The organism is Vibrio sp. Vb1127 (assembly GCF_033338735.1).
In the GTDB taxonomy this organism is placed as follows: domain Bacteria; phylum Pseudomonadota; class Gammaproteobacteria; order Enterobacterales; family Vibrionaceae; genus Vibrio; species Vibrio alginolyticus.
In genome coordinates this window covers 287,233-308,717 of record NZ_JAWOTF010000003.1, presented here as the reverse complement: position 1 = coordinate 308,717, position 21,485 = coordinate 287,233, and the positions used below count along the sequence as shown (strand labels likewise).

Here is a 21,485-nt window from a genome sequence, read left to right as displayed (position 1 = left end):
ATATTATAGACGGCTAACAAATTTCCCTTTCGGGAACTCCCATACTCCTGCTTATTCAAGCTTGAGTATCTAACTTAAATAAACGGATAAATTTAATGCGTACCAGTAATTATCTTCTTTCTACTCTGAAGGAGACTCCAAACGACGCAGAAGTAGTGAGCCACCAGCTCATGCTACGTGCAGGTATGATCCGTAAGCTGGCTTCAGGTTTATACACCTGGCTACCTACTGGTCTACGTGTACTGCGTAAAGTCGAAAACATCGTTCGTCAAGAAATCGACAATGCAGGCGCAGTCGAAACTTTGATGCCCGTTGTTCAGCCGTTTGAACTATGGGAAGAGACAGGCCGCAGCGAAAAGATGGGCCCTGAGCTACTTCGCTTTACTGACCGTCATGTTCGTCCGTTTGTACTTAGCCCAACCGCTGAAGAAGTGATCACTAGCCTTGTTCGCAATGAAGTGAGCTCTTACAAACAGCTTCCGCTAAACCTGTACCAAATCCAAACTAAATTTCGTGACGAACGACGCCCACGTTTTGGCGTAATGCGTTCACGTGAATTCTCAATGATGGATGCGTACAGCTTTGACATTGATAAAGACGGACTACAAAAGTCATACGACGCAATGCACGATGCTTACTGTAAAGCATTCGATCGCATGGGTCTGGATTACCGTCCTGTACTTGCAGATAGCGGTGCTATCGGTGGTAGCGGCTCTCAAGAGTTCCACGTACTGGCTGAAAGCGGCGAGGATATCATCGCATTTTCTAGCGAGTCAGATTACGCGGCAAACATTGAAAAAGCAGAAGCACTAGCTCCAGCCTCTGAGGCTGCGGCACCAACACAAGAAATGACGTTGGTTGATACGCCAAACGCGAAAACAATCGCTGAATTGGTTGAGCAGTTCGAACTACCAATTGAAAAAACAGTGAAAACACTGTTTGTGAAAGCATCTGACGAAGTTGATGCGCCAATCATCGCGCTTATTATTCGTGGTGATCATGAACTGAACGAAGTGAAAGCAGAAAACCTTCCTCAGGTTGCAGCTCCACTGGAAATGGCATCTGAAGAAGAAATTCGTGCGCTTATCGGTGCAGGCCCAGGTTCACTTGGCCCTGTTGGCCTTAAACTGCCGTTCATTGTTGACCGCAGCGTTGCGGTAATGAGCGACTTCGGTGCGGGCGCGAACATCGATGGCAAACACTACTTCGGTATTAACTGGGGTCGTGATGTAGAGCTTGGCCAAGTTGAAGACCTACGTAACGTTGTGGAAGGTGACCCAAGCCCATGTGGCAAGGGCATTATCCAGCTTAAGCGTGGTATCGAAGTTGGCCATATCTTCCAACTAGGTAACGCTTACTCCGCAGCGATGAACTGTGGTGTACTGGGTCCTGATGGTAAGAACGTCATCCTAGAAATGGGTTGTTACGGTATCGGTATCACTCGCGTAGTAGCGGCTGCTATTGAACAAAACCACGACAAATACGGCATCATCTGGCCAGATGCAATCGCACCATTCCAGGTAGCGATCGTTCCAATGAACATGCACAAGTCAGAAGAAGTGAAAGAAGCCGCTGATAAATTGTACGCTGAGCTAACAGCAATGGGCATCGAAGTGCTATTTGACGACCGTAAAGAACGCCCAGGCGTAATGTTCTCTGACATGGAGCTTATTGGTGTACCGCATACCATTATTATCGGTGACCGCTCAATGAAAGAAGGCAACTTCGAATACAAGAACCGTGCTACTGGTGAGAAAACAGCAGTCGCAATGACTGACATTGTTGAGCACGTAAAAGCTCAACTAAAGTAAGTACTCGACGAGTTCGCATTTGAAGTAATTTCAAATAGTTAAAAAGGGTTGGCTTCGGTCAGCCCTTTTTATTACAGCTCAACGCCCCCCCTCCACCTTTTTCGAACTATTCACTTTGTTAATCTCTGGTTCAGCTTCTTGCTATTAAACTGATTTCATCATCTAAAGGAGGTCAGTTATGGATTTAAAAAGTCTTCTAAACCAAGCACTCAAATCAGACTTACTTAAGCAAGGTGCAGATGCATTGGGCAAACAAACCAACAACATCAAATCCTCATCAAATTCAAGTAGCCTAAAAACGCTAGGAGCAGGTGCTGTAGGCGGAGGCCTCATCGGTATGCTGATGGGCTCAAAGAAAAGTAAAAAAATGACTAAAAAAATAGGGTCAAGCGCATTAAAAGTCGGTGGCGCAGCTGCGCTTGGAGCCTTGGCCTACAAAGTGTATAACGACTGGCAAGCCAAGCAATCCGGTCAAGGTGTTCAAGAAACCTTTGACCCCGATGACAGTAAACACAGTGTCTTAATTTTAAAAGCAATGATTGGAGCTGCAAAAGCTGATGGTCACGTTGATGAAGAGGAAATGGCTCGCATTGAACAAGCTCTCGCGGATATGGGCGCAGATGAGCACGTTCGTCACCTCGTTCAGCAAGAGTTAAACAAACCGCTTGATCCTGCTGAAATTGCTAATCAGGCGACCTCTCCTCAACAAGCGTCAGAAATTTACCTGGCGTCTTTGATCGTCGCTGATAAACAAAACTTTATGGAAAAAGCGTATCTGCAAGAACTAGCAAAACAACTTCAACTTTCACCAGAAGTCACTCAGCAGTTAGAAGCACAAATGCAGTGATTAAATCTCGCTCAAGCAAACCTTCAACTTGAGCCAAAACAACTCTGTACTTTGAGTTTCAAATCCGCTGTGTGTATATTGAGATAAGTTATCATTTAGTGGAAAGAAAACATGCAAGTATACGGCTGTTGTGAACTGGTTCGTGAGCTTTATGCTCAGATTGGTAGTGGCGATCAAGCTTATATTCCCCAAGCAATTTCATGTGCAGTTAAAGCACTGAACGATGTTGCAGCGGATGAGTCCCTGCCTAAAGAAGCGCGTGAAAAAGCGGCATTTGCTGCGGCAAACCTACTGATTTCAGATTTTGAGGATAAGTAATGAATCTAGCGAACTTTGAATCCATGGATCCTGTCATGCTGATGAGCATTGTGAATATGAAGCTACGCGACGACTTCGGTGGTGACTTAGATAAACTGGTGGCTTTCTTCGATATCGAACGCACAGCACTGGAGACAAAACTGGCTTCTGCTGGTTTTGACTTTCTTCCAGAAGCAGGACAATTCCGTTAATCCACACCATGCTTGGCGGATAACCGAAACGAGAATAACCAATATGAAAAAGGGCTTGATGAGTTACCATCAAGCCCTTTTCTTTTATTCGATAGGCGTCTCGGTTAGCCAAATGAAGCCCAGATGACTGTCGCCACAAGAATTGGACATACAAACTTCACATACGCAGGCCATAACTTACCAAACCAACCTTGCGTAAACTCCGGGCAACCTTGCTCAAGCTCTTTGATTTTTGAGTTGCGATTCCATACCCAACCACCAAATAAGCAGAATAAGAGCGCAGCGGTTGGTTGTAGATACTGAGTAGCAACCGTCGCGACCATACCAAACAGAGCGCCAAAGTTATAAACAATCACCACACTGAACAAGGCAATGAGACCACCTAAAACCCAGCTCGTTGCGCTACGCTTAGTATTGAAGCGCTCACTCACTAAAGCCACTGGACACTCTAACATTGAAATGGAGGACGTTAGCGCCGCAATCGTCAGCAATAAGAAGAACACAATAGAGAACAATTGACCAAGCAAACCTAAGCTATCAAACATCAATGGCAATACGGTAAATACCAACGTATCAGAGCTTAATAGAGAGCCATCTTCTGCATAGATCTGAACGCCTTTTTGCATTGCCACAAACATCGCTGGCATCACCACTAATCCTGCAATGAAAGCAACGGCAGTATCTACCATGGTCACGTTCATCGCCATCTTTGGTAGGTTCTCTTTCTTACTCAAGTAAGAGCCATAAATCAGCATTGAACAGCCACCGATCGTAAGCGAGAAGAAGCCCTGCCCCATTGCGGCAAGAATCAACTTGCGGTCCCATACCTTTTCGAAATCCGGTACCAAGTAATGCTTTAGCCCTTCCATCGCACCGTTTTGCGTCATGATGTAAGCAAACAGTAGAGCAAACAGAACAAACAATGCTGGCATCAAACGTGTGGACCACTTCTCAATACCTTGTTTTACGCCACCTTGTACGATGAGAATCGTCAGTACATAAAAAGTAATGGTTCCGAACAAGTTACGTTCAACACTAAAGCCCTTTAGCCATTGAGTTGCAGCTTCTAACCCCATTAGATCTGTGATTGCACCCAGTAAAAAGCAGATCAACCAACCACCAACAATTGAATAAAACGCTAAGACAGCGCTTGGTACGCTTAAACCAATCCAACCCACAATGCCGCCGAGCTTTTTACCGGTAGGGTTATCTGTGATTGCACGCATACTGTCTACAGGGTTGGCTTGACCATGGCGACCAATCGCCATTTCAACCACCAGCATCGGAAATGCGACGATAAGAATCATCACCAAATAAACTAACAGGAAAGCACCGCCACCATTACTGGCTGCTTGAGTTGGGAAGCCCCAAATATTGCCAAGGCCAACTGCGGCACCTGCGGCAGCTAAGATGAACCCGAGACGAGAGCCAAAATGCTCGCGAGGCTGAGAAGAGGTTTGCTGTGTCATACTACTCACACAAAAATATCATTGAACTAGCTAACTAGTACACTATAGCAATATTCACTATTCAACAAGAGCACCTCGGTTAAATCCTCGACAGTTGAAACAATTTGTAGTCATTCAGCTTGTAAATTTTAACGTACATCTCATATTCATCGCTCAAAAGCCTCGCGACTGTTGTTCGTTTTACGTGGCTGAATTTTACCAATCCTTCTGCCGTGAAGTGAGCCGAAAAATAATGAGCTCTGGTGTAAGGGACGAACTGTTCCTCGTGATACTGTGTCGAAAAGCAGAATATTGTGCTTCGCTTTTTCCCCCTAATGTCTATTTATCAGCTAGTTATTACTCTGTTCTCATTTATACCCATGATTCAAGGAGAGGAAAATGAAGGTCACCCTACTTCACGGAGCGATGGTTGTAGCACTCAGCGCCAGCTACCAAGCTCAAGCCTATAACTGTCAAAGTCTACCCGACTGGGACAGCACTGCGACTTATACATCGGGCGCTTTAGTAAAAACGCAAGGAGCCGCTTATGAGGCTGCATATTGGACGCAAGGCAATGATCCCGTGACCAACTCAGGATCTTGGGAAGCATGGAAAGCGTTAGGGCAATGTGATGGTGGAAGCAACAATTTATCACCAACGGTGTCGTTCTCCTCTCCAATAAACAACGCACAAATTCCCGAAGGCAGTGCGATCACTTTGTTAGCCAACGCAGCTGACGAAGATGGCCAAATCACACAAATTGAGTTTGTTGCAGGCAACCAAACCGTTGCTGTGGTAACTCAAGCACCATTCGAAGCTTCTTGGACAGCTATTGAAGGGATCTCGCAATTGACCGCAATTGCGACAGATAATGAGGGAGCTGTTAGCACCACGACGATTTCTATCCAAGTTCAACCACAAGTCGAATTACCGCCACCAAGCATTTCATTGACAAGCCCAGTAGGCACAGAAGTGCTTAATGTAGGCGATAACCTAACCGTAGCCGCTCAAGCTGACGATATTGATGGTGTGGTCACACAAGTTGAGTTCTTCGTAAACAATCAATCTGTCGCCATTGATACTAGCGCACCTTACGAATATCAATGGACCGCGAGTCCAGGTACATACTCGTTCAAAGCACAAGCGACTGATGATACAAACCTCGCAACGATGAGCCAAGAAGTAGCGCTGGTTATTAGTAATGCAGAAACCGGAACAGGCGGATGTGCAGATGCAGTACCTTATGTGGCAGGCACAAGTTATCAAGCTGGCGACCTGGTTTCTCACTTCAACCAAAAATATCGTTGTGATGTTTCTGGTTGGTGCTCCTCGGATGCGACATGGGCTTACGAGCCTGGTGAAGGGCTATACTGGCAAGATGCTTGGAGTGGCCTAGGTGCTTGTTCGACACCACCGCAAGTTACCATTACGGCACCAACGGATGGACAAGTCGTGCTCGCTGGCAGCAATAACGAAATCACGGCAAACGCAAGCGATGCTGATGGCACAGTCACGCAAGTTGAGTTTTTTGCGAACAACACCAGCTTAGGGGTCACCACTCAAGCGCCATATTCCGTTACTTGGAACGCCACACTTATTGGCGCTAACCAGCTTAAAGCCGTCGCAACCGATAATGATAACAACACGTCAGAGTCCCTGGTTGGTGTGGAAGTCAGCGATAAAGATTTGGTCGTCTCTCTGACTTCACCAAGCAGCGGTCAGACCGCCGGATTAGGCAAAAGCCTCGCATTAAGCGCCGATGTAACGTCTTTAACTTCAGGCATTAAACACGTTGATTTCATGATCAACGGCTCTATTGTTGCAACCGATACCACGGCACCTTACACAGCCAACTGGACACCAACTGCACTTGGTAACTTTACTGTTAGCGCCCAAGCTGTGGATTTGTCAGGAAGCAATGCATTGTCTGACGCCGCAGCAATAACGGTGGTTGAGCAAGTAGATAAACGCCATAAACTCATCGGTTACTGGCACAATTTTGTAAATGGAGCGGGCTGTCCAATTCGTCTAGCGGATATGGCAGATGCTTGGGATGTGATTGATATTGCCTTTGCTGAAAATGATCGCAACAGTGATGGCACCGTGCACTTTAATCTATATTCAGGCGATATTTACAGCGATTGTCCAGCACTCGATCCAACACAATTCAAGCAGGACATGGCAGCGCTTCAAGCTAAAGGTAAGAAGTTTGTTCTCTCTCTTGGCGGCGCAGAAGGCACGATTACGCTGAATACCGACCAAGATGAAGCCAACTTTGTCTCTAGCCTAACAGGTCTTATCGCTGAGTGGGGCTTTGATGGTCTAGATGTGGATTTAGAGAGTGGTTCTAACTTAGTTCATGGCTCGCAAATTCAAGCTCGCCTTGGTCGTGCTTTGCTTCAAATAGAGCAAAACATGGGTGGCGATATGTACCTAACCATGGCGCCTGAGCACCCTTATGTTCAAGGTGGTTATGTGGCTTACAGCGGTATTTGGGGGGCGTACATCCCTGTGATTAACGAGACACGCAGCACGCTCGACTTGCTTCACGTCCAGTTATATAACAACGGTGGTTTACCAAACCCATACTTGCCAAGCAGTGCACCAGAAGGCTCTGTGGATATGATGGTAGCGCAATCTAAAATGCTTATCGAAGGTTTTGAGTTGGCCGACGGCACTCAATTTGCACCATTGCGCGATGATCAAGTCGCAATCGGTTTACCTTCAGGTCCTAGCTCGGCAAATTCAGGGCAGGCTCCAACACAGAATATTATCAACGCACTAGATTGTTTAACCAAAGGCACTTCATGTGGCACCGTTAAACCAGCGTACCATTACCCGAATTATGCAGGAGTAATGACATGGTCTATCAACTGGGATCAGCATGATGGCTTTAACTTCTCAAAACCTGTCGGCGATAAGCTCACCGAGATGAATGCGCAATAAGCTATCAAAGAATAAGCGAGTAAAACGCAAAGAGAGCACAATAGTGCTCTCTTTCTTTATCTCATCGAGTTTTTGCTTTTTAATGAGTAATTAAATCGTAAATACTCGGTAATCTTTTAGCTCAGGGATTTTCTTCAACAGATCGTTTTCTTGCCCTGCCATGTCATCCAGCGAATCGCACAAGTCTTCTGCTTGTTGTTCTACCTCTTTCGAATGCTCGGCTAAACGCTCTTCTACTTTCGCGCTGAGTTCAGCCATACTCTCTGATAATGCAGTGAGGTTTATCCCTCCCTCTTCCTTCATTTTTTTCGATAAAGCATCCAACGAACTGGCTAAAAACTCTTTATTGAAGATCTCTTGTGCTTTTGCAAAGTCTTCAGTCCACCCTTGTGTCATAGACTCAAAACTCTCCGCAGGCAGGATGAAATCACCATCTTTGTAGTAACGTGATTCAACATCAGCGAAAAAGTCCTTTACTGCGACTTTTACATTATCAAACGCACCAGGTGCATCGAGGCTTTCCGCAACATCATCAATAATATCATTCGCAAGCGCTAAACCATCACTCGCCAATTGCTTTGCTTGTGGAATATACGCGTTCATTTTTTCGCGATAGTCTTCAATTGCCGCTTTTTGGTCGGCATTGAGTTCAATTAGCTCACCTTTGATGAAGAGGTTGTTATCCTCATCCACGACAGCTTTATCACCTGTCGTTTGGCGAATTTCCAAGCTTTGCCCATCCATACGGACTTCATTATTGATGTCCACACGACACTGCGCTGCATAACCAGTAGCACTGACCATCAGCAATGAGAGTGTAAAAAGCTTTTTCATGTCATTCTCTTTTATTTAACATTACTCGTGTTAAACATAACACTGAGTAATACATGAGATGTCAGCAAATCGTCACGACTTCGTAACAAGTTGTTTTATCTCCTATTTTCACGTCAACCTCATCACCCTCTTCTTTCCCGAACAACGCTCGACCCAGAGGAGATTTGGCTGTTAAGACAAAGACTTCCAGAGTCTGATATTGAACAGTCAAACCACCAGAGCAAGGGCCTACAAAGAAGTGCTTTTCGATCAAATTCTCATCTGCGAGAACAACGTAAGCACCAACACCAACAGGCGCATTCTTAAAGTTACGAGTCACTAAAGAACGATATTGACGCAACTCCTCTTCACTATCTTGAATTCGCATGGCTTGTCCATGAGCAAGATACGCGGCTTCAAGTGCCAATGTATCGTACTTGTGCTCGGGAACAGTTTCTTCATCTGTGGCGGCATCGATAGCTCGCTGAGCCGATGAATGGGCAACTTGAAGTTTTTCTTCCAGATGTTGGATGATAATTTGGACTAAGTCAGCTTTGTTCATACTTTTAGGACGCGCGTTTAGTATTCGGGGTGTGTTAATGTAGCCAAGTTTACCATCAAAGAAAGGTTTCCCTATTATGCAAAGTGACTCGCTGCATCAAACACTTCAATCTGTATTTGGTTTTGACTCATTACGCCAAGGTCAGCAACCCGTTATTGAAGCCGTTATGAATGGTTACTCTGCTGCGGCAATCTTTCCTACAGGCTCGGGGAAGTCACTCTGTTATCAACTACCTGCAACCATATTACCCAACCTTACGTTGGTGATCTCTCCGTTGTTGGCGTTAATGAAGGATCAACTGAGCTTTTTACAAAGTAAAGGAATCGCGGCCGCTTCTATCGATAGCAGTCAAAGTAGAGAAGAAGCACAACAGGTCATGGCTGGCGTGAAGAATGGACAAATCAAAATCTTGATGATTTCTGTTGAGCGACTAAAAAATGAGCGTTTTCGTGAATTCATTCGCCAAGTACCGATTTCTTTGATGGTCATTGATGAAGCGCACTGTATTTCCGAATGGGGGCATAACTTTCGTCCAGATTATCTCAAACTACCGCAATATCAACGTGAACTGAACATCCCACAGTCTTTACTTCTCACCGCAACGGCAACGCCTGCAGTTATTGAAGACATGCAAAAAAAGTTCGATATTTCCAGTGAACATATTACCGTTACAGGCTTCTACCGCTCTAATCTGGATATCTCGGTGATCCCGTGTGAGGAAACAAAGAAACAAGAACAGCTCAGTGAGATCATCGCCTCTTCACCTAAGCTTCCGACCATCGTATACGTGACGCAGCAGCAAACAGCAGAACGAGTAGCAAAGTCATTAATCAATATTGGCATTAACGCTCACGCATACCACGCTGGCATGAAAAGCGACGTTCGTGAACAAATCCAACAGCAGTTCATGGATGGCCAAATTGACTGTATTGTTGCAACGATTGCATTTGGTATGGGGGTCGATAAATCTGATATTCGACGCGTCATTCACTTCGACTTACCCAAATCAATCGAGAACTACGCACAAGAGATTGGACGTGCAGGCAGGGACGGGCAACGCTCGGAGTGCATTCTGCTAGGCAATACGTCCGGCCTAACGGTGTTGGAGAATTTTGTCTATGGTGACACACCAGAATTTACGTCAATTAACTATGTAGTCGAGCAAGCGAAAGAACATGCTCCACAATGGGAGGTAGTGCCACTGCGTTTGTCGCGTGAAAGTAATATCCGCCAATTGCCACTCAAAACCTTGTTGGTTTATTTGGAGCTACATAACGTCATTGAAGCAAAGTACAGTTACTTTGCGGAATATCGGTTTAAGTTTTTGCACGATCAGCAATTTATTGTGAATCAATTTCAAGGCGAGCGACGTCAATTTGTGGAGGCTATTTTTTCCTGCTCACAAAAAGCCAAAGTGTGGTGCCAAGTTGATCTAGAAGCGCTATGGATGAACTATCAATCGGAACGCAGCCGAGTTGTCGCAGCGCTCGACTATTTTCACCAGAACGGCTGGATAGAACTAGAGAGCAAACAACTGACGGACGTGTACTCAGTTATGCCAACCAAACAGAGCTCGGATGTTTTAATCCAACAACTGTCTGAACTGTTCCAATCCAAAGAAAGCAAAGATATCGAAAGAATCCACACCATGCTGCACTTGTTCCAGTCCGAGCACTGTTTGAGCTCACAATTGGCGAACTACTTTGCGGATCACGATGCACCAAAGCAATGTGGTCACTGCTCCGTGTGTCGTGGTCACGTCGCCACATTCACAGCACCAGAACCTGAAGATATTGAACAATCTCAAGTATCGATATGGGCGCGGGAGTTTATTCAGCTTTCCCCATCGGCCATCAGTAATGATGCCGTTGCTCGCTTCTTGTGCGGAATCAGCACTCCTTTGATTAGCCAGCTAAAAGCCTCAAAGCTAGCAGGTTATGGTGCAATGGCAAATGTAAGTTTTGAGCAGGTATTAACGCAGGTAGAAACGGTAAGGGCCTAAAAAAAGCTCAATTGACGCGCTTGGTCTTCGGGCTTGAGCATCACGTTCAAGCCTAAAAGGCGAATTTCCCGTCCATTTTGGCGTTTAAGAATATCTCTTAGCAAGGTCTTGAAGTCCTCAAGCTCTAATTGCGGATGGATGTGCTCAATTGTTGTCAGTTGAAAGTCGGCAAATTTGACTTTAATACCTTGTTTAATAATCGACTTATCTGGGCTTGCACGCTCTAAACGTTTCTCGAGTTCAGGATAAAGTTTCTCCTCAATCACTTGCCAACATTCATCATAGGTTGCGATGTTCTGGCTGAATGTCCTTTCCACACCGACGGACTTTCTCTCGCGCTCAACAACGACTTCTCGATTATCAATTCCATGGCTTCGCTGCCATAAGGAGGCACCCTGACGACCAAACTGCCTCAACAACTCTCTATAGTCACTGTTTTTAATGTCCTCACATCGATAAAAACCGGCTTGGTGGAGCTTCTCAAGACTCACCTTCCCCACACCAGGAATGTTCTCTAGCGGAAGACTATCGATAACCTCTTGGACTTTCTCTGGCGGAATCACAAACTGACCGTTGGGCTTGTTCATGTCTGACGCGACCTTGGCAAGAAACTTTATCGGAGCAATGCCCGCCGATGCCGTCAACCCAAGTTCACTCCAGATATCGCGGCGAATTGACTCTGCGATCAACGTAGCGGAGCCACGGCAAGCTGTCGAGTCCGTGACATCGAGGTATGCTTCATCCAATGAGAGAGGTTCAATGATAGGCGTATAACGCTCAAAAATAGCACGAATCTGCTGAGAGACTTGCTTATATACATGCATTCTACCGGGCACAACCAACAAATGAGGACAGAGTTGCAGCGCGCGCGCCGTTGACATTGCACTGCGAACACCATATTTACGCGCATCATAATTACAGGTGCTAATCACTCCACGCTGCTTTTCATGTCCGCCAACAGCGAGTGCAATGCCACGGTAACTGGGGTTATCTCTCATCTCTACGGCAGCATAAAAACAATCCATATCGACATGAATAATTTTTCTAATTCGATCTGACATAGCCATCAAAGCACTGTTCAAAAAAACAGTATAAATCAAATCTACCTGAAGAGAAATGGGCGTGTTTAAGCGAACGTCAATCTCGAAGCATTACGTCCAATTGATCGACTAATTCGGCCCAATCTGCATCTTCTTCGATGGCTTGTTTTAGAAAGTTCGCCTGTGACATCGTCCAAAAGCTAGCTTCATGTAAAGGCGCAGAATCTCTTTTGTGTCGATGTTGATTAATAAAATCTTTCATTTCTTGAGGAGAGCTACCGAGGCCCAGTTGTTGAAATAGCTCAGCCATACCATGTTGATGCATTTCCATACTACTTTCTCCCTACGTTAGCTAAACATAATTATATAACTAAGACAGGAATAATGATGTGATGTTAACGGATGCGTGTCAAACATTTGAGTAGTTGTTCTACTTTTGGTTGACATGTGTTTTTTGATGGCGATAAGTTTAATTTTAGTTATCATTGATTTTAAACAATTAATTTTGGGGACTGCGCTTGAGTAATAAGATTCTGGTTGTTGAAGATAGTCGTGCATTTAAAAACTTTCTTTGCCAAACAATAAGCCAAGCTGGTTATGAGGTCATCGCAGCGGAAAGCTACGCGGAGGCAAAGAACTTGTTATCTTCAGCACAGGACCTCTTCTGTGCGGTTTTAGACTATTGTTTACCGGATGCTCAAGATGGCGAGATTATTGACCTCGTTTTGGAACATGGTCATCGTGTCATTGTTTTAACGGCTCGATTTCAAGAAGACACTCGCGAAAAGATGCTTGCAAAAGGTGTCCTCGACTATATTTTGAAAGACAGCATGGCGTCCGTTTCCTATCTATTACCACTCCTCAAGCGACTAACCAACAATCAACAACACAAATGTTTAGTCGTTGATGATTCACACACCGTAAGAAGACACATTGCCCAACTTTTGGAGCATCAATATATTCAGACGTTGGAAGCTGACAATGGGCAAAAAGCCCTAGAGCTTGTCGAGCAAAATCCAGATATCACTCTCGTTTTAACCGACCATGATATGCCCGTTAAAGATGGCATTACTATGGTGCGTGAATTACGTCGGAAGTGGGATAAAAATCAATTAGCCATTCTCGGCTTGTCGGGTAGTAACTCTAAGACCATGACGGCTAGGTTTCTAAAAGCAGGGGCCAATGACTTTTTATACAAGCCATTTAATCAAGAAGAATTTTTTTGCCGTATTCACCAACTGTTAGATATCAAAGACGCAACATCTGAACTGTTTAAAATGGCAAATCAAGATGCGCTAACGGGCTTATGGAACCGCCGCTTTCTGTTTGAGCAACCCCATGTAGAAAACGCTCAAAGAAACATCGCGATGCTTGATATCGATTTCTTTAAGCAAGTAAATGATACACACGGACATGAGGGCGGCGATGCAGTGTTAGTCATGATAGCGAATATTCTAAAAATCTATTTTCCAAATGATATTGTCGCTAGGCTTGGTGGCGAGGAGTTTTGTATTCAAGCCAGTGGCGACTATGACGGCTTTCTAACACGCTTAGAACAAATGAGACAGCGCATAGAAAAAACGCCAATAACTTATTTGGACAAAAACATTCTTGTGACCGCGAGTATTGGTGTAAGCAACATCGAGGGGGAGCTGGAACAACAAATAAAAGTGGCGGATGAGCGACTTTACATGGCCAAAGAGAACGGACGTAACCAAATCATTTCTTCGTCCTAATGACTATCAGTGTGGTCTTGCTCTGTAACATGAGAGAAAGAAACAACAAAACACGGTATTGGGCTCTTTCTCGGACATCTGAGCTTTGGTTAGCTGCCTAAAAATAAAGCTCAGCAGAACGCTGAGCTTTATCACTTTCTTAGTACGATTAACCAATACTAAGCAATTCTATCTTTTTCCCACGCCGCCAATTTCTCAGCACGCGCAGCCTCGCGCGCTTCACGTTTTTTACGCGCATCGCAGGGTTCTGGACAATTACACACTTTTTCGATACCAACTGCCCCTAAGCCACCGCAGCTACCTTTCACGACTTTCTTTTGGAAAATGTATCCGACAGCCATTGCAGTGATTACCGCGACAAACACAGCAAAGGTAATTAGAAATGTATTCATAAAAACATGCTCACTTCTGTTGTTATTTCTTCATGAATGGCTTGTATGCTTCCGAAGCCAACTCTTTAAAACCATCTTCCGTTTTCACAATCATGAAAACAGGAATATTATTTTCGTTCGCAATTGCCATGCCTTTGTCTTCACCTAGCACCATAAGACCAGTTGCAAGACCATCAGCAGTCATCGACGATTTATCTAATACCGTTACAGACACCACTTTATGATGAATTGGTTTGCCTGTTCGTGGATTAATAATATGAGAGTATCTCACACCATTACTCTCAAAGTAATTACGATAGTCACCACTTGTTGCAATTGCCATGTCGCCTGGTTCAATAATTTCTTGAATTGAACGTTCATCAACGGTCGGTTTTTCAATTGCGATACGCCAAGGCACACCTTCACGATTGACACCTTTGAGACGCATTTCACCGCCAACTTCAACCATAAAGTTCTGTACCCCTTCAGATTGAAGGTAGTCAGCAACCACGTCAACCCCCCAACCTTTCGCAATTGTCGATAGGTCGACGTACAAGTTAGGAAGATCTTTGGACAGCTTATTACCATCAACAGATAGGTGATGAATACCGGTATTTGCTTTACGAGCAGCGAGTTCTTCGTCGGTTGGAACTACATCTGGACGAGCTTCTGGACCAAACCCCCACAGGTTAACTAGAGGGCCGACAGTCACATCCAACGCACCTAAAGTAAGACCGTTAAGACGAATTGCTTCTTTCACTACCGTTGCTGTTTGTGTCGAAACTATAAATGGCTCGCTCGTTTGATGCTGGTTAAAACGACTTAACTCTGAGTCGTCACGATAGGTCGACATTTGGTCATTAACCTCTTCCAATAAGCGATCAATTTCTGTCTGCATCGCTTTTGGCGTTGGAATACCATCTTGCTCGATATACTTGATGTTGTAAGAAGTCCCCATGGTAGGGCCACTTAAATGAATTTGATCTGCAGGCTGCTCACAGCCAGCCAAAATCAATAGAGAAGCAAATGCAACAAGCCACTTTTTCACTTGTTAACTCCCAATGTTGTTGAATTGATATGGGAAATAGGATCAATCCTTTCAATCCGATTACCTATATCAACTGTTGAGTATCAGTTTTATGTCTATAAAAAATAATGGCTAGCTCTCTTGGAGAGCTAGCCATAGATTCAATCACTTGGAGGAATTAACCACCGAAGTCATCTAGTAGGATGTTTTCATCCTCTACACCTAGATCTTTCAGCATGCCGATTACAGCAGCGTTCATCATAGGTGGACCACACATGTAGTATTCACAGTCTTCTGGCGCTTCGTGATCACGTAGGTAGTTCTCGTAAAGAACGTTGTGAATAAAGCCAGTGTAACCATCCCAGTTATCTTCTGGAAGTGGATCAGACAGTGCACAGTGCCATACGAAGTTGTCATTCTCAGCTTGTAGCATATCGAAATCTTCTACGTAGAACATTTCACGCTTAGAACGTGCGCCATACCAGAAAGACATCTTACGCTTAGAGTGCAGACGCTTAAGTTGGTCGAAGATGTGTGAGCGCATTGGAGCCATACCAGCACCACCACCAACGAATACCATTTCTGCATCTGTATCTTTCGCAAAGAACTCACCAAATGGACCAGAAATAGTACACTTGTCGCCTTCTTTTAGAGACCAGATGTACGAAGACATGATGCCTGGTGGTACGTCTGGGTTGTTCGGCGGCGGAGTTGCGATACGAACGTTAAGCATGATGATACCGTGCTCTTCTGGGTAGTTAGCCATAGAGTATGCACGAATGGTCTCTTCATTAACTTTAGACTCGTAACGGAAAAGGTTGAACTTCTCCCAGTCTTCACGGTATTCCTCAGGAATATCGTAGTCTGCGTATTTCACGTGGTGAGCAGGAGCTTCAATCTGGATGTAACCACCAGCACGGAAAGGTACTGATTCGCCATCTGGAATTTGCAGCTTAAGCTCTTTGATGAATGTCGCTTTGTTATCGTTAGAGATAACAGTACATTCCCACTTCTTAACGCCGAAGATTTCTTCAGGAAGCTCGATATCCATGTCAGTTTTCATTGCAACCTGACACGCTAGACGCTCACCTTCACGTGCTTCACCTTTAGTAATATGGTCAAGCTCGGTTGGTAGGATGTCGCCACCACCTGATTTAACTTTTACGCGACACTGACCACATGAGCCACCGCCACCACAAGCAGAAGATACGAATACGCCAGCACCTGCTAGAGCACTCAGTAGCTTACCACCTGGTTGTGTAACGATCGCCAGAGAAGGGTCATCGTTCACAGAAATTGTAATGTCACCTGTTGGTACAAGCTTAGACTTAGCGAAAAGAATCACTAGTACTAGTGCAAGTACGATCAGAGTAAACATCACTACACCAAGAATAATGTCCATTGACTATTCCTTAATTGTTGCGGTTTACCCGACTTACAGTTGAACACCAGAGAAAGACATAAAGCCTAACGCCATAAGACCTACAGTGATAAATGTGATACCAAGACCACGTAGACCTGGAGGTACGTCAGAGTACTTCATCTTCTCACGGATACCTGCAAGAGCAACGATTGCTAGCATCCAGCCCACACCAGAGCCGAAACCGTAAACGATCGATTCAGCAAAGTTGTAGTCACGTTGTACCATGAAAGATACACCACCGAAGATTGCACAGTTTACTGTGATCAGCGGTAGGAAGATGCCTAGCGCGTTGTACAAAGGTGGGAAGAAACGGTCTAGGACCATCTCTAGAATCTGTACAAGTGCTGCAATTACACCGATAAAGGTGATGAAGTTTAGGAAGCTAAGGTCCACGCCCTCAACTAACGCGTTCTCTCTCAGAACTAGGTTGTATACCAGGTTGTTCACAGGAACAGCGATAGTCAGAACTACCACAACTGCAACACCTAGGCCGAAAGAGGTCTTAACCTTCTTAGATACGGCAAGGAAAGTACACATACCTAGGAAGAAAGACAGAGCCATGTTTTCGATGAAAATCGATTTAACTAACAGACTAATGTAATGTTCCATGACGTCCTTACTCCTTCGCTTCTACTTGTTCTGGTTTCAGAATACGGATTACCCAGATAAGGAAGCCGATTAGGAAGAATGCTGATGGTGCTAGTAGCATTAGGCCGTTAGGCTGGTACCAACCACCGTTGCTCACTAGAGGTAGAACTTCTAGACCAAATAGTTTGCCTGAGCCAAATAGCTCACGGAAGAAACCTACAGTGATAAGAACGAAGCCGTAACCTAGACCGTTACCAATACCGTCAATAAGAGATGGTACTGGCGCAGACTTCATTGCGAATGCTTCAGCACGACCCATTACGATACAGTTAGTGATAATCAGACCAACGAATACAGATAGCTGTTTAGAGATATCGTATAGGTAAGCTTTTAGCACTTGGTCTACCACGATTACTAACGATGCGATGATTGCCATCTGAACGATGATACGCACACTGTTAGGAATGTGGTTACGGATCAATGAAACAGAGAAGTTAGACAACGCAGTTACAAATGTTACCGCTAGTGTCATTACAAAAGCTGTTTCTAGTTTAGTTGTTACTGCAAGAGCAGAACATACACCAAGAACTTGTAGCGCGATTGGGTTGTTATCCAATACTGGCGCTAGAATGCTCTTTTTAACGTTTTGTGCACTAGACATTAGTTAAGTTCTCCGTCACGAACTTTTGCTAGGAAAGGACCAAAGCCCATATCACCTAACCAGAAGTCAAATGTGTGTTGAACACCATTACTAGTGAGCGTCGCTCCTGATAGGCCATCAACACCGTGCTCAGAACCTTGCGGTGCGCCGCCTTTCACGACCTTAATCGCTGGCTGGTGATCATCATTGTACAATTTCTTGCCAATGAATTGATCGCGCCATGAAGGGTTCTCTACTTCACCACCAAGTCCAGGAGTTTCACCTTGCTCGTAGTAAGTAATAGCAGACACAGTGTTACCATCAGTTTCAACGGCTACAAAGGCATACATCATCGACCATAGTCCTTTACCGTGCATAGGCAGGATAACTTTTTGGACTTCATCTTGATCTTTTACAAGGTACACCACTGCTGTATTCGCGCGACGACGGATATCAGCTACGTCTTCTTCTGGTGTCAATGCGATTGAACGTTCTGCATCTTTTGATGCTTCACGTTGATCGTAGGTAGATGCATTACCCTCAGTAAAGTTACCTGTTTCAAGGTCTACTAGACGAGGTTCGATGTACTCAGCAAATAGCTCTGGTACTTTCTTACCGTTTGCGTCAATGCCTGCAACTTCAACGATCTTTGATTGCTTATCTAGGACAGCGTTAGCTTTTTGCTTATCACGCAGACCTACTGCTGCTGTTGATACGATGATTGAACAAACAAGGCTCAACCCGATAACAACACCCAGCGTCTTTTTAATGCTGTCGTTATTACTTGCCATAGCGTGCTAGTCTCCGCTTGATGTTCTTCTCAATCACTACATGGTCGAACAGAGGTGCGAATAGGTTCGCGAATAGAATCGCCAGCATCATACCTTCTGGGTACGCTGGGTTAACTACACGGATCATCACACACATTGCACCAATCAGGATGCCGTACCACCATTTACCTTTGCTAGTAAATGACGCTGATACTGGGTCAGTTGCCATGAAGAACATACCGAATGCAAAACCACCTAGAACTAGGTGCCAGTGCCATGGCATATTAAACATTGGATTAGTGTCAGAACCGATCACGTTAAACAGAGTCGATACTGCGATCATACCGATCATTACACCCGCAATGATGCGCCATGAAGCGATTCGCATGTAAACGATCATCGCTGCACCGATCATTAGAGCTAGAGTCGATACTTCACCAATTGAACCAGGGATGTTACCGATGAACGCGTCCATCCAAGTGATAGGAGCGCCAGTTACTGTGTTAACTAGAGCACCGTTACCACCTTGAGCCCATTGGCTAAGAGCAGTTGCACCAGAGAAGCCGTCAGCTGCAGTCCATACTACGTCACCCGAAATTTGCGCTGGGTAAGCGAAGAATAGAAATGCACGACCTGCAAGTGCAGGGTTAAGGAAGTTACGACCTGTACCACCGAAGATCTCTTTTGCTACAACAACACCAAATGTGATACCTAGCGCCGCTTGCCATAGAGGTAGCGTTGGTGGAACGATAAGTGCGAATAAGATAGAAGTTACAAAGAAACCTTCGTTAACTTCGTGCTTACGCACCATACAGAACAACACTTCCCAGAAGCCACCAACAATAAATACTGTTGCGTAGATTGGCAGGAAGTAAGTCGCACCTAGTAGCATCTTACTGCCAACACCCGCTTCCGCACCGATAGTGCCGCCAAGCATTTCTGTTAGCCAGTAGTGCCAGTTACCTGCGATAACTGTCGCTAGTTGGTCACCAGCGTACATGTGGTTAAGTGCTGCAATAGCTTGGCCACCTGCGTTGTACATACCCCAGAACATTGCTGGGAATACCGCAAACCAAACCATGATCATGATACGTTTTAGGTCAACGCTATCACGAACGTGCGAGCTTTTATTTGTTACGATACCTGGCGTGTAAAAAACTGTTGCTACAGCTTCGTACAGGGCAAACCATTTTTCGTGTTTGCCACCAGGCTCAAAATGATGCTCGATGTCTTCAAGAAACTTTTTAAGAGCCATGAAAATTACCCTTCCTTCTCGATAGTATCTAGGCATTCACGAAGTAACGTACCGTACTCGTACTTACCTGGACATACAAAGGTACACAATGCTAGATCTTCTTCATCCAGTTCAAGCGCACCCAGTGCTTGAGCACTGTCTGTGTCGCCGGCACATAGGTCACGAAGCAGCAAAGTAGGCTCCATATCTAGAGGCATTACGCGTTCGTAGTTGCCAATTGGAACCATTGAACGATCACTACCATTGGTCGTCGTTGTCATATTGAACAACTGACCTTTGAATACGTGACCAAGGAAAGAGCGAGTTACCGAGAACTTATTCTTACCAGGCATTGCCCAGCCAAATAGTTCTTTTTCACGGCCTTCACGTAATACAGAAACCTGTTGATGGTAACGGCCAAGGTATGCGTGTGGACCAGTTGCATGTGTACCTGTTAGTACTGAACCAGAGATCACACGAACTTCGCCAGGCATCAGCTCGTTATCTGTTAGGTCATCTAAGCTTGCACCCATTACGGTACGAACTAGACGAGGGTTATTCACAACTGGGCCAGCTAGAGATACAACACGATCTGTGCATAGCTCACCAGTTAGGAACAGCTTACCGAACGCGATAACGTCTTGGTAGTTGATGCTCCATGCCACATTCTCTGCATTTACTGGGTATAGGAAATGCATGTGGGTGCCAGCAAGACCTGCTGGGTGAGGGCCATCGAAGACGTGTTCTTCTACGTTAGACTGTGAAGAGCGTGGCAAGCTAGTGCCAGATTTACATACGTAAACCTTGCCTTCTGTCAGGGCTGAAAGAATGTCTAGACCAGCAATGAATGCTTCTTGTTGCTCATTAATGATCAACTCAGGCTTAGCTGCTAGTGGATTAGTATCCATTGCAGTTACGAAAATAGCCTTAGTAGAAGACTCGATTGCAGGAACCTTGCTAAACGGACGAGTACGTAAAGCGGTCCATAAGCCAGAGTCAACCAACTGAGTCTTGATCACTTCACGATCTAGACCTGAAAGTTGAGCGGCTTCGAACTTATCAAATGTCACCTGCTCTTCACCTGCCACTTCAATCACTACAGATTGAAGGACACGTTTAGCGCCACGGTTAACTTCGATCACTTTACCGGCTGCTGGTGCAGTAAATTTCACGCCTGGGTTCTTTTTATCTTCAAAAAGAACTTGCGCTTTTTTCACTTCATCACCAACGCGGACATGCATGGTAGGTCGCATGCCAACGTACTCTTCGCCAAGCAAGGCGACTTTTTTGATGGTCTTACCATCATTAATCACCTGGGATGGAGTTCCTGCGATAGGAAGATCCAAGCCCTTCTTTATTGTAATCATACGCACTTGCACTACTTTTATCGGGAAAAAGATTCTTTTGATTGCGTAACTTTTAGACACGACATCAGTGTCCGGTTTTGATGTTGTTTTAAACATCAAAATCGCAACATCCTATTAAAAATCTCGTCACAAGGAATACGCGAGATTTATCAGGTGCCGTAGTCTAGCATTTTTTAGGAACTTGATGCCATGATCAATCATTAGAATAGAGGGGTTATTTCGGTAGAATCAGGTCTAAAAGGTCAAAGAATAGTCATAACTTTGACCCATCGCACAAATGCCATATTCCATACATATCTTATGGAAAAGTGATATTCATCGCCTGAAATATTCTGCAATTTCCATTCATTT

20 protein-coding genes are annotated in these 21,485 nt (G+C 44.9%); 7 read left to right on the top strand and 13 right to left on the bottom strand.

Going from position 1 to position 21,485, the window contains the following annotated elements; genetic code table 11:
• Positions 1–95 precede the first annotated feature (95 nt).
• The 4 genes from R7H07_RS07495 (at position 96) to R7H07_RS07480 (ending at position 3,167) form a co-directional block, all read left to right on the top strand.
• On the top strand, positions 96–1,811 hold the full coding sequence (locus R7H07_RS07495) for a proline--tRNA ligase (protein ID WP_206959582.1): 1,716 nt from the start codon (positions 96–98) through the stop codon (positions 1,809–1,811).
• 178 nt (positions 1,812–1,989) lie between these two features.
• The gene (locus R7H07_RS07490; RefSeq protein ID WP_206959583.1) at positions 1,990–2,658 is read left to right on the top strand and encodes a tellurite resistance TerB family protein; all 669 of its coding nucleotides are present in this window, start codon (positions 1,990–1,992) and stop codon (positions 2,656–2,658) included.
• Positions 2,659–2,769: 111 nt separating this feature from the next.
• Positions 2,770–2,976, top strand: a complete 207-nt coding sequence (locus R7H07_RS07485; RefSeq protein WP_206959584.1) for a YaeP family protein — start codon at positions 2,770–2,772, stop codon at positions 2,974–2,976.
• A complete protein-coding gene (locus tag R7H07_RS07480) occupies positions 2,976–3,167 on the top strand; it encodes a DUF4250 domain-containing protein (protein WP_005380289.1) in 192 nt (63 codons plus the stop codon). The genes R7H07_RS07485 and R7H07_RS07480 overlap by 1 nt, the downstream gene beginning before the upstream one ends.
• 104 nt (positions 3,168–3,271) lie before the next feature.
• On the opposite strand, the gene R7H07_RS07475 is transcribed toward R7H07_RS07480, so the two are convergent.
• The gene (locus R7H07_RS07475; RefSeq protein WP_033905531.1) at positions 3,272–4,636 is read right to left on the bottom strand and encodes a sodium-dependent transporter; all 1,365 of its coding nucleotides are present in this window, start codon (positions 4,634–4,636) and stop codon (positions 3,272–3,274) included.
• 378 nt (positions 4,637–5,014) lie between these two features.
• Here R7H07_RS07475 and R7H07_RS07470 point away from each other — a divergent pair, with 378 nt between their 5' ends.
• A complete protein-coding gene (locus R7H07_RS07470) occupies positions 5,015–7,561 on the top strand; it encodes an Ig-like domain-containing protein (RefSeq protein WP_206959585.1) in 2,547 nt (848 codons plus the stop codon).
• 90 nt (positions 7,562–7,651) lie between these two features.
• On the opposite strand, the gene R7H07_RS07465 is transcribed toward R7H07_RS07470, so the two are convergent.
• Together R7H07_RS07465 and R7H07_RS07460 are read right to left on the bottom strand one after the other, a co-directional pair.
• Positions 7,652–8,395, bottom strand: a complete 744-nt coding sequence (locus R7H07_RS07465) for a YggN family protein (protein ID WP_005380283.1) — start codon at positions 8,393–8,395, stop codon at positions 7,652–7,654.
• A gap of 61 nt (positions 8,396–8,456) precedes the next feature.
• The gene (locus R7H07_RS07460) at positions 8,457–8,936 is read right to left on the bottom strand and encodes a GreA/GreB family elongation factor (RefSeq protein ID WP_005380280.1); all 480 of its coding nucleotides are present in this window, start codon (positions 8,934–8,936) and stop codon (positions 8,457–8,459) included.
• A 76-nt stretch (positions 8,937–9,012) separates the two neighbouring features.
• On the opposite strand from R7H07_RS07460, the gene R7H07_RS07455 reads away from it, so the two are divergent.
• Positions 9,013–10,938 carry an ATP-dependent DNA helicase RecQ gene (locus R7H07_RS07455; RefSeq protein ID WP_054576291.1) on the top strand — a complete coding sequence of 642 codons (1,926 nt, stop codon included), beginning with the start codon at positions 9,013–9,015 and terminating at the stop codon, positions 10,936–10,938.
• Here the strand turns inward: R7H07_RS07455 and dinB are convergent.
• Positions 10,935–11,999, bottom strand: coding sequence for a DNA polymerase IV (gene dinB / locus R7H07_RS07450; RefSeq protein WP_054576341.1), 1,065 nt, complete (start codon positions 11,997–11,999; stop codon positions 10,935–10,937). The two genes, R7H07_RS07455 and dinB, sit on opposite strands and share 4 nt — an antisense overlap.
• A 76-nt stretch (positions 12,000–12,075) precedes the next feature.
• Positions 12,076–12,309, bottom strand: a complete 234-nt coding sequence (locus tag R7H07_RS07445) for a DUF2789 domain-containing protein (protein ID WP_005380277.1) — start codon at positions 12,307–12,309, stop codon at positions 12,076–12,078.
• Between the two features lie 187 nt (positions 12,310–12,496).
• Here R7H07_RS07445 and R7H07_RS07440 point away from each other — a divergent pair, with 187 nt between their 5' ends.
• Positions 12,497–13,714: a response regulator gene (locus R7H07_RS07440; RefSeq protein ID WP_005380276.1), complete on the top strand. Its 1,218-nt coding sequence runs from the start codon at positions 12,497–12,499 to the stop codon at positions 13,712–13,714.
• 158 nt (positions 13,715–13,872) lie between these two features.
• Here R7H07_RS07440 and nqrM read toward each other — a convergent pair whose 3' ends face one another.
• The 8 genes from nqrM to R7H07_RS07400 form a co-directional block, all read right to left on the bottom strand.
• Positions 13,873–14,106: a (Na+)-NQR maturation NqrM gene (gene nqrM / locus R7H07_RS07435; RefSeq protein WP_005380273.1), complete on the bottom strand. Its 234-nt coding sequence runs from the start codon at positions 14,104–14,106 to the stop codon at positions 13,873–13,875.
• 22 nt (positions 14,107–14,128) lie between these two features.
• Complete coding sequence (locus R7H07_RS07430; RefSeq protein WP_005391755.1) at positions 14,129–15,133, bottom strand: FAD:protein FMN transferase; 1,005 nt, start codon at positions 15,131–15,133, stop codon at positions 14,129–14,131.
• A 157-nt stretch (positions 15,134–15,290) separates the two neighbouring features.
• The gene (gene nqrF, locus R7H07_RS07425; RefSeq protein WP_005380271.1) at positions 15,291–16,514 is read right to left on the bottom strand and encodes an NADH:ubiquinone reductase (Na(+)-transporting) subunit F; all 1,224 of its coding nucleotides are present in this window, start codon (positions 16,512–16,514) and stop codon (positions 15,291–15,293) included.
• 33 nt (positions 16,515–16,547) lie between these two features.
• A complete protein-coding gene (nqrE, locus tag R7H07_RS07420; RefSeq protein WP_005380270.1) occupies positions 16,548–17,144 on the bottom strand; it encodes an NADH:ubiquinone reductase (Na(+)-transporting) subunit E in 597 nt (198 codons plus the stop codon).
• A gap of 7 nt (positions 17,145–17,151) precedes the next feature.
• The gene (locus R7H07_RS07415; protein WP_005380269.1) at positions 17,152–17,784 is read right to left on the bottom strand and encodes an NADH:ubiquinone reductase (Na(+)-transporting) subunit D; all 633 of its coding nucleotides are present in this window, start codon (positions 17,782–17,784) and stop codon (positions 17,152–17,154) included.
• Complete coding sequence (locus R7H07_RS07410; RefSeq protein WP_065274769.1) at positions 17,784–18,554, bottom strand: Na(+)-translocating NADH-quinone reductase subunit C; 771 nt, start codon at positions 18,552–18,554, stop codon at positions 17,784–17,786. Before R7H07_RS07410 ends, R7H07_RS07415 begins: the two co-directional genes overlap by 1 nt.
• On the bottom strand, positions 18,544–19,788 hold the full coding sequence (locus tag R7H07_RS07405; RefSeq protein ID WP_005380265.1) for an NADH:ubiquinone reductase (Na(+)-transporting) subunit B: 1,245 nt from the start codon (positions 19,786–19,788) through the stop codon (positions 18,544–18,546). The genes R7H07_RS07410 and R7H07_RS07405 overlap by 11 nt, the downstream gene beginning before the upstream one ends.
• A gap of 5 nt (positions 19,789–19,793) precedes the next feature.
• Positions 19,794–21,134, bottom strand: a complete 1,341-nt coding sequence (locus R7H07_RS07400; protein ID WP_005380264.1) for a Na(+)-translocating NADH-quinone reductase subunit A — start codon at positions 21,132–21,134, stop codon at positions 19,794–19,796.
• Positions 21,135–21,485 lie beyond the last annotated feature (351 nt).

Excerpts from the sequence above, each read along its gene's own strand:
- R7H07_RS07495 (WP_206959582.1), top strand. The coding sequence starts at position 96 with ATGCGTACCAGTAATTATCTTCTTTCTACTCTGAAGGAGACTCCAAAC.
- R7H07_RS07490 (WP_206959583.1), top strand. The coding sequence starts at position 1,990 with ATGGATTTAAAAAGTCTTCTAAACCAAGCACTCAAATCAGACTTACTT.
- R7H07_RS07485 (WP_206959584.1), top strand. The coding sequence starts at position 2,770 with ATGCAAGTATACGGCTGTTGTGAACTGGTTCGTGAGCTTTATGCTCAG.
- R7H07_RS07480 (WP_005380289.1), top strand. The coding sequence starts at position 2,976 with ATGAATCTAGCGAACTTTGAATCCATGGATCCTGTCATGCTGATGAGC.
- R7H07_RS07475 (WP_033905531.1), bottom strand. The coding sequence starts at position 4,636 with ATGACACAGCAAACCTCTTCTCAGCCTCGCGAGCATTTTGGCTCTCGT.
- R7H07_RS07470 (WP_206959585.1), top strand. The coding sequence starts at position 5,015 with ATGAAGGTCACCCTACTTCACGGAGCGATGGTTGTAGCACTCAGCGCC.
- R7H07_RS07465 (WP_005380283.1), bottom strand. The coding sequence starts at position 8,395 with ATGAAAAAGCTTTTTACACTCTCATTGCTGATGGTCAGTGCTACTGGT.
- R7H07_RS07460 (WP_005380280.1), bottom strand. The coding sequence starts at position 8,936 with ATGAACAAAGCTGACTTAGTCCAAATTATCATCCAACATCTGGAAGAA.
- R7H07_RS07455 (WP_054576291.1), top strand. The coding sequence starts at position 9,013 with ATGCAAAGTGACTCGCTGCATCAAACACTTCAATCTGTATTTGGTTTT.
- dinB (WP_054576341.1), bottom strand. The coding sequence starts at position 11,999 with ATGTCAGATCGAATTAGAAAAATTATTCATGTCGATATGGATTGTTTT.
- R7H07_RS07445 (WP_005380277.1), bottom strand. The coding sequence starts at position 12,309 with ATGGAAATGCATCAACATGGTATGGCTGAGCTATTTCAACAACTGGGC.
- nqrM (WP_005380273.1), bottom strand. The coding sequence starts at position 14,106 with ATGAATACATTTCTAATTACCTTTGCTGTGTTTGTCGCGGTAATCACT.
- nqrF (WP_005380271.1), bottom strand. The coding sequence starts at position 16,514 with ATGGACATTATTCTTGGTGTAGTGATGTTTACTCTGATCGTACTTGCA.
- nqrE (WP_005380270.1), bottom strand. The coding sequence starts at position 17,144 with ATGGAACATTACATTAGTCTGTTAGTTAAATCGATTTTCATCGAAAAC.
- R7H07_RS07415 (WP_005380269.1), bottom strand. The coding sequence starts at position 17,784 with ATGTCTAGTGCACAAAACGTTAAAAAGAGCATTCTAGCGCCAGTATTG.
- R7H07_RS07410 (WP_065274769.1), bottom strand. The coding sequence starts at position 18,554 with ATGGCAAGTAATAACGACAGCATTAAAAAGACGCTGGGTGTTGTTATC.
- R7H07_RS07405 (WP_005380265.1), bottom strand. The coding sequence starts at position 19,788 with ATGGCTCTTAAAAAGTTTCTTGAAGACATCGAGCATCATTTTGAGCCT.
- R7H07_RS07400 (WP_005380264.1), bottom strand. The coding sequence starts at position 21,134 with ATGATTACAATAAAGAAGGGCTTGGATCTTCCTATCGCAGGAACTCCA.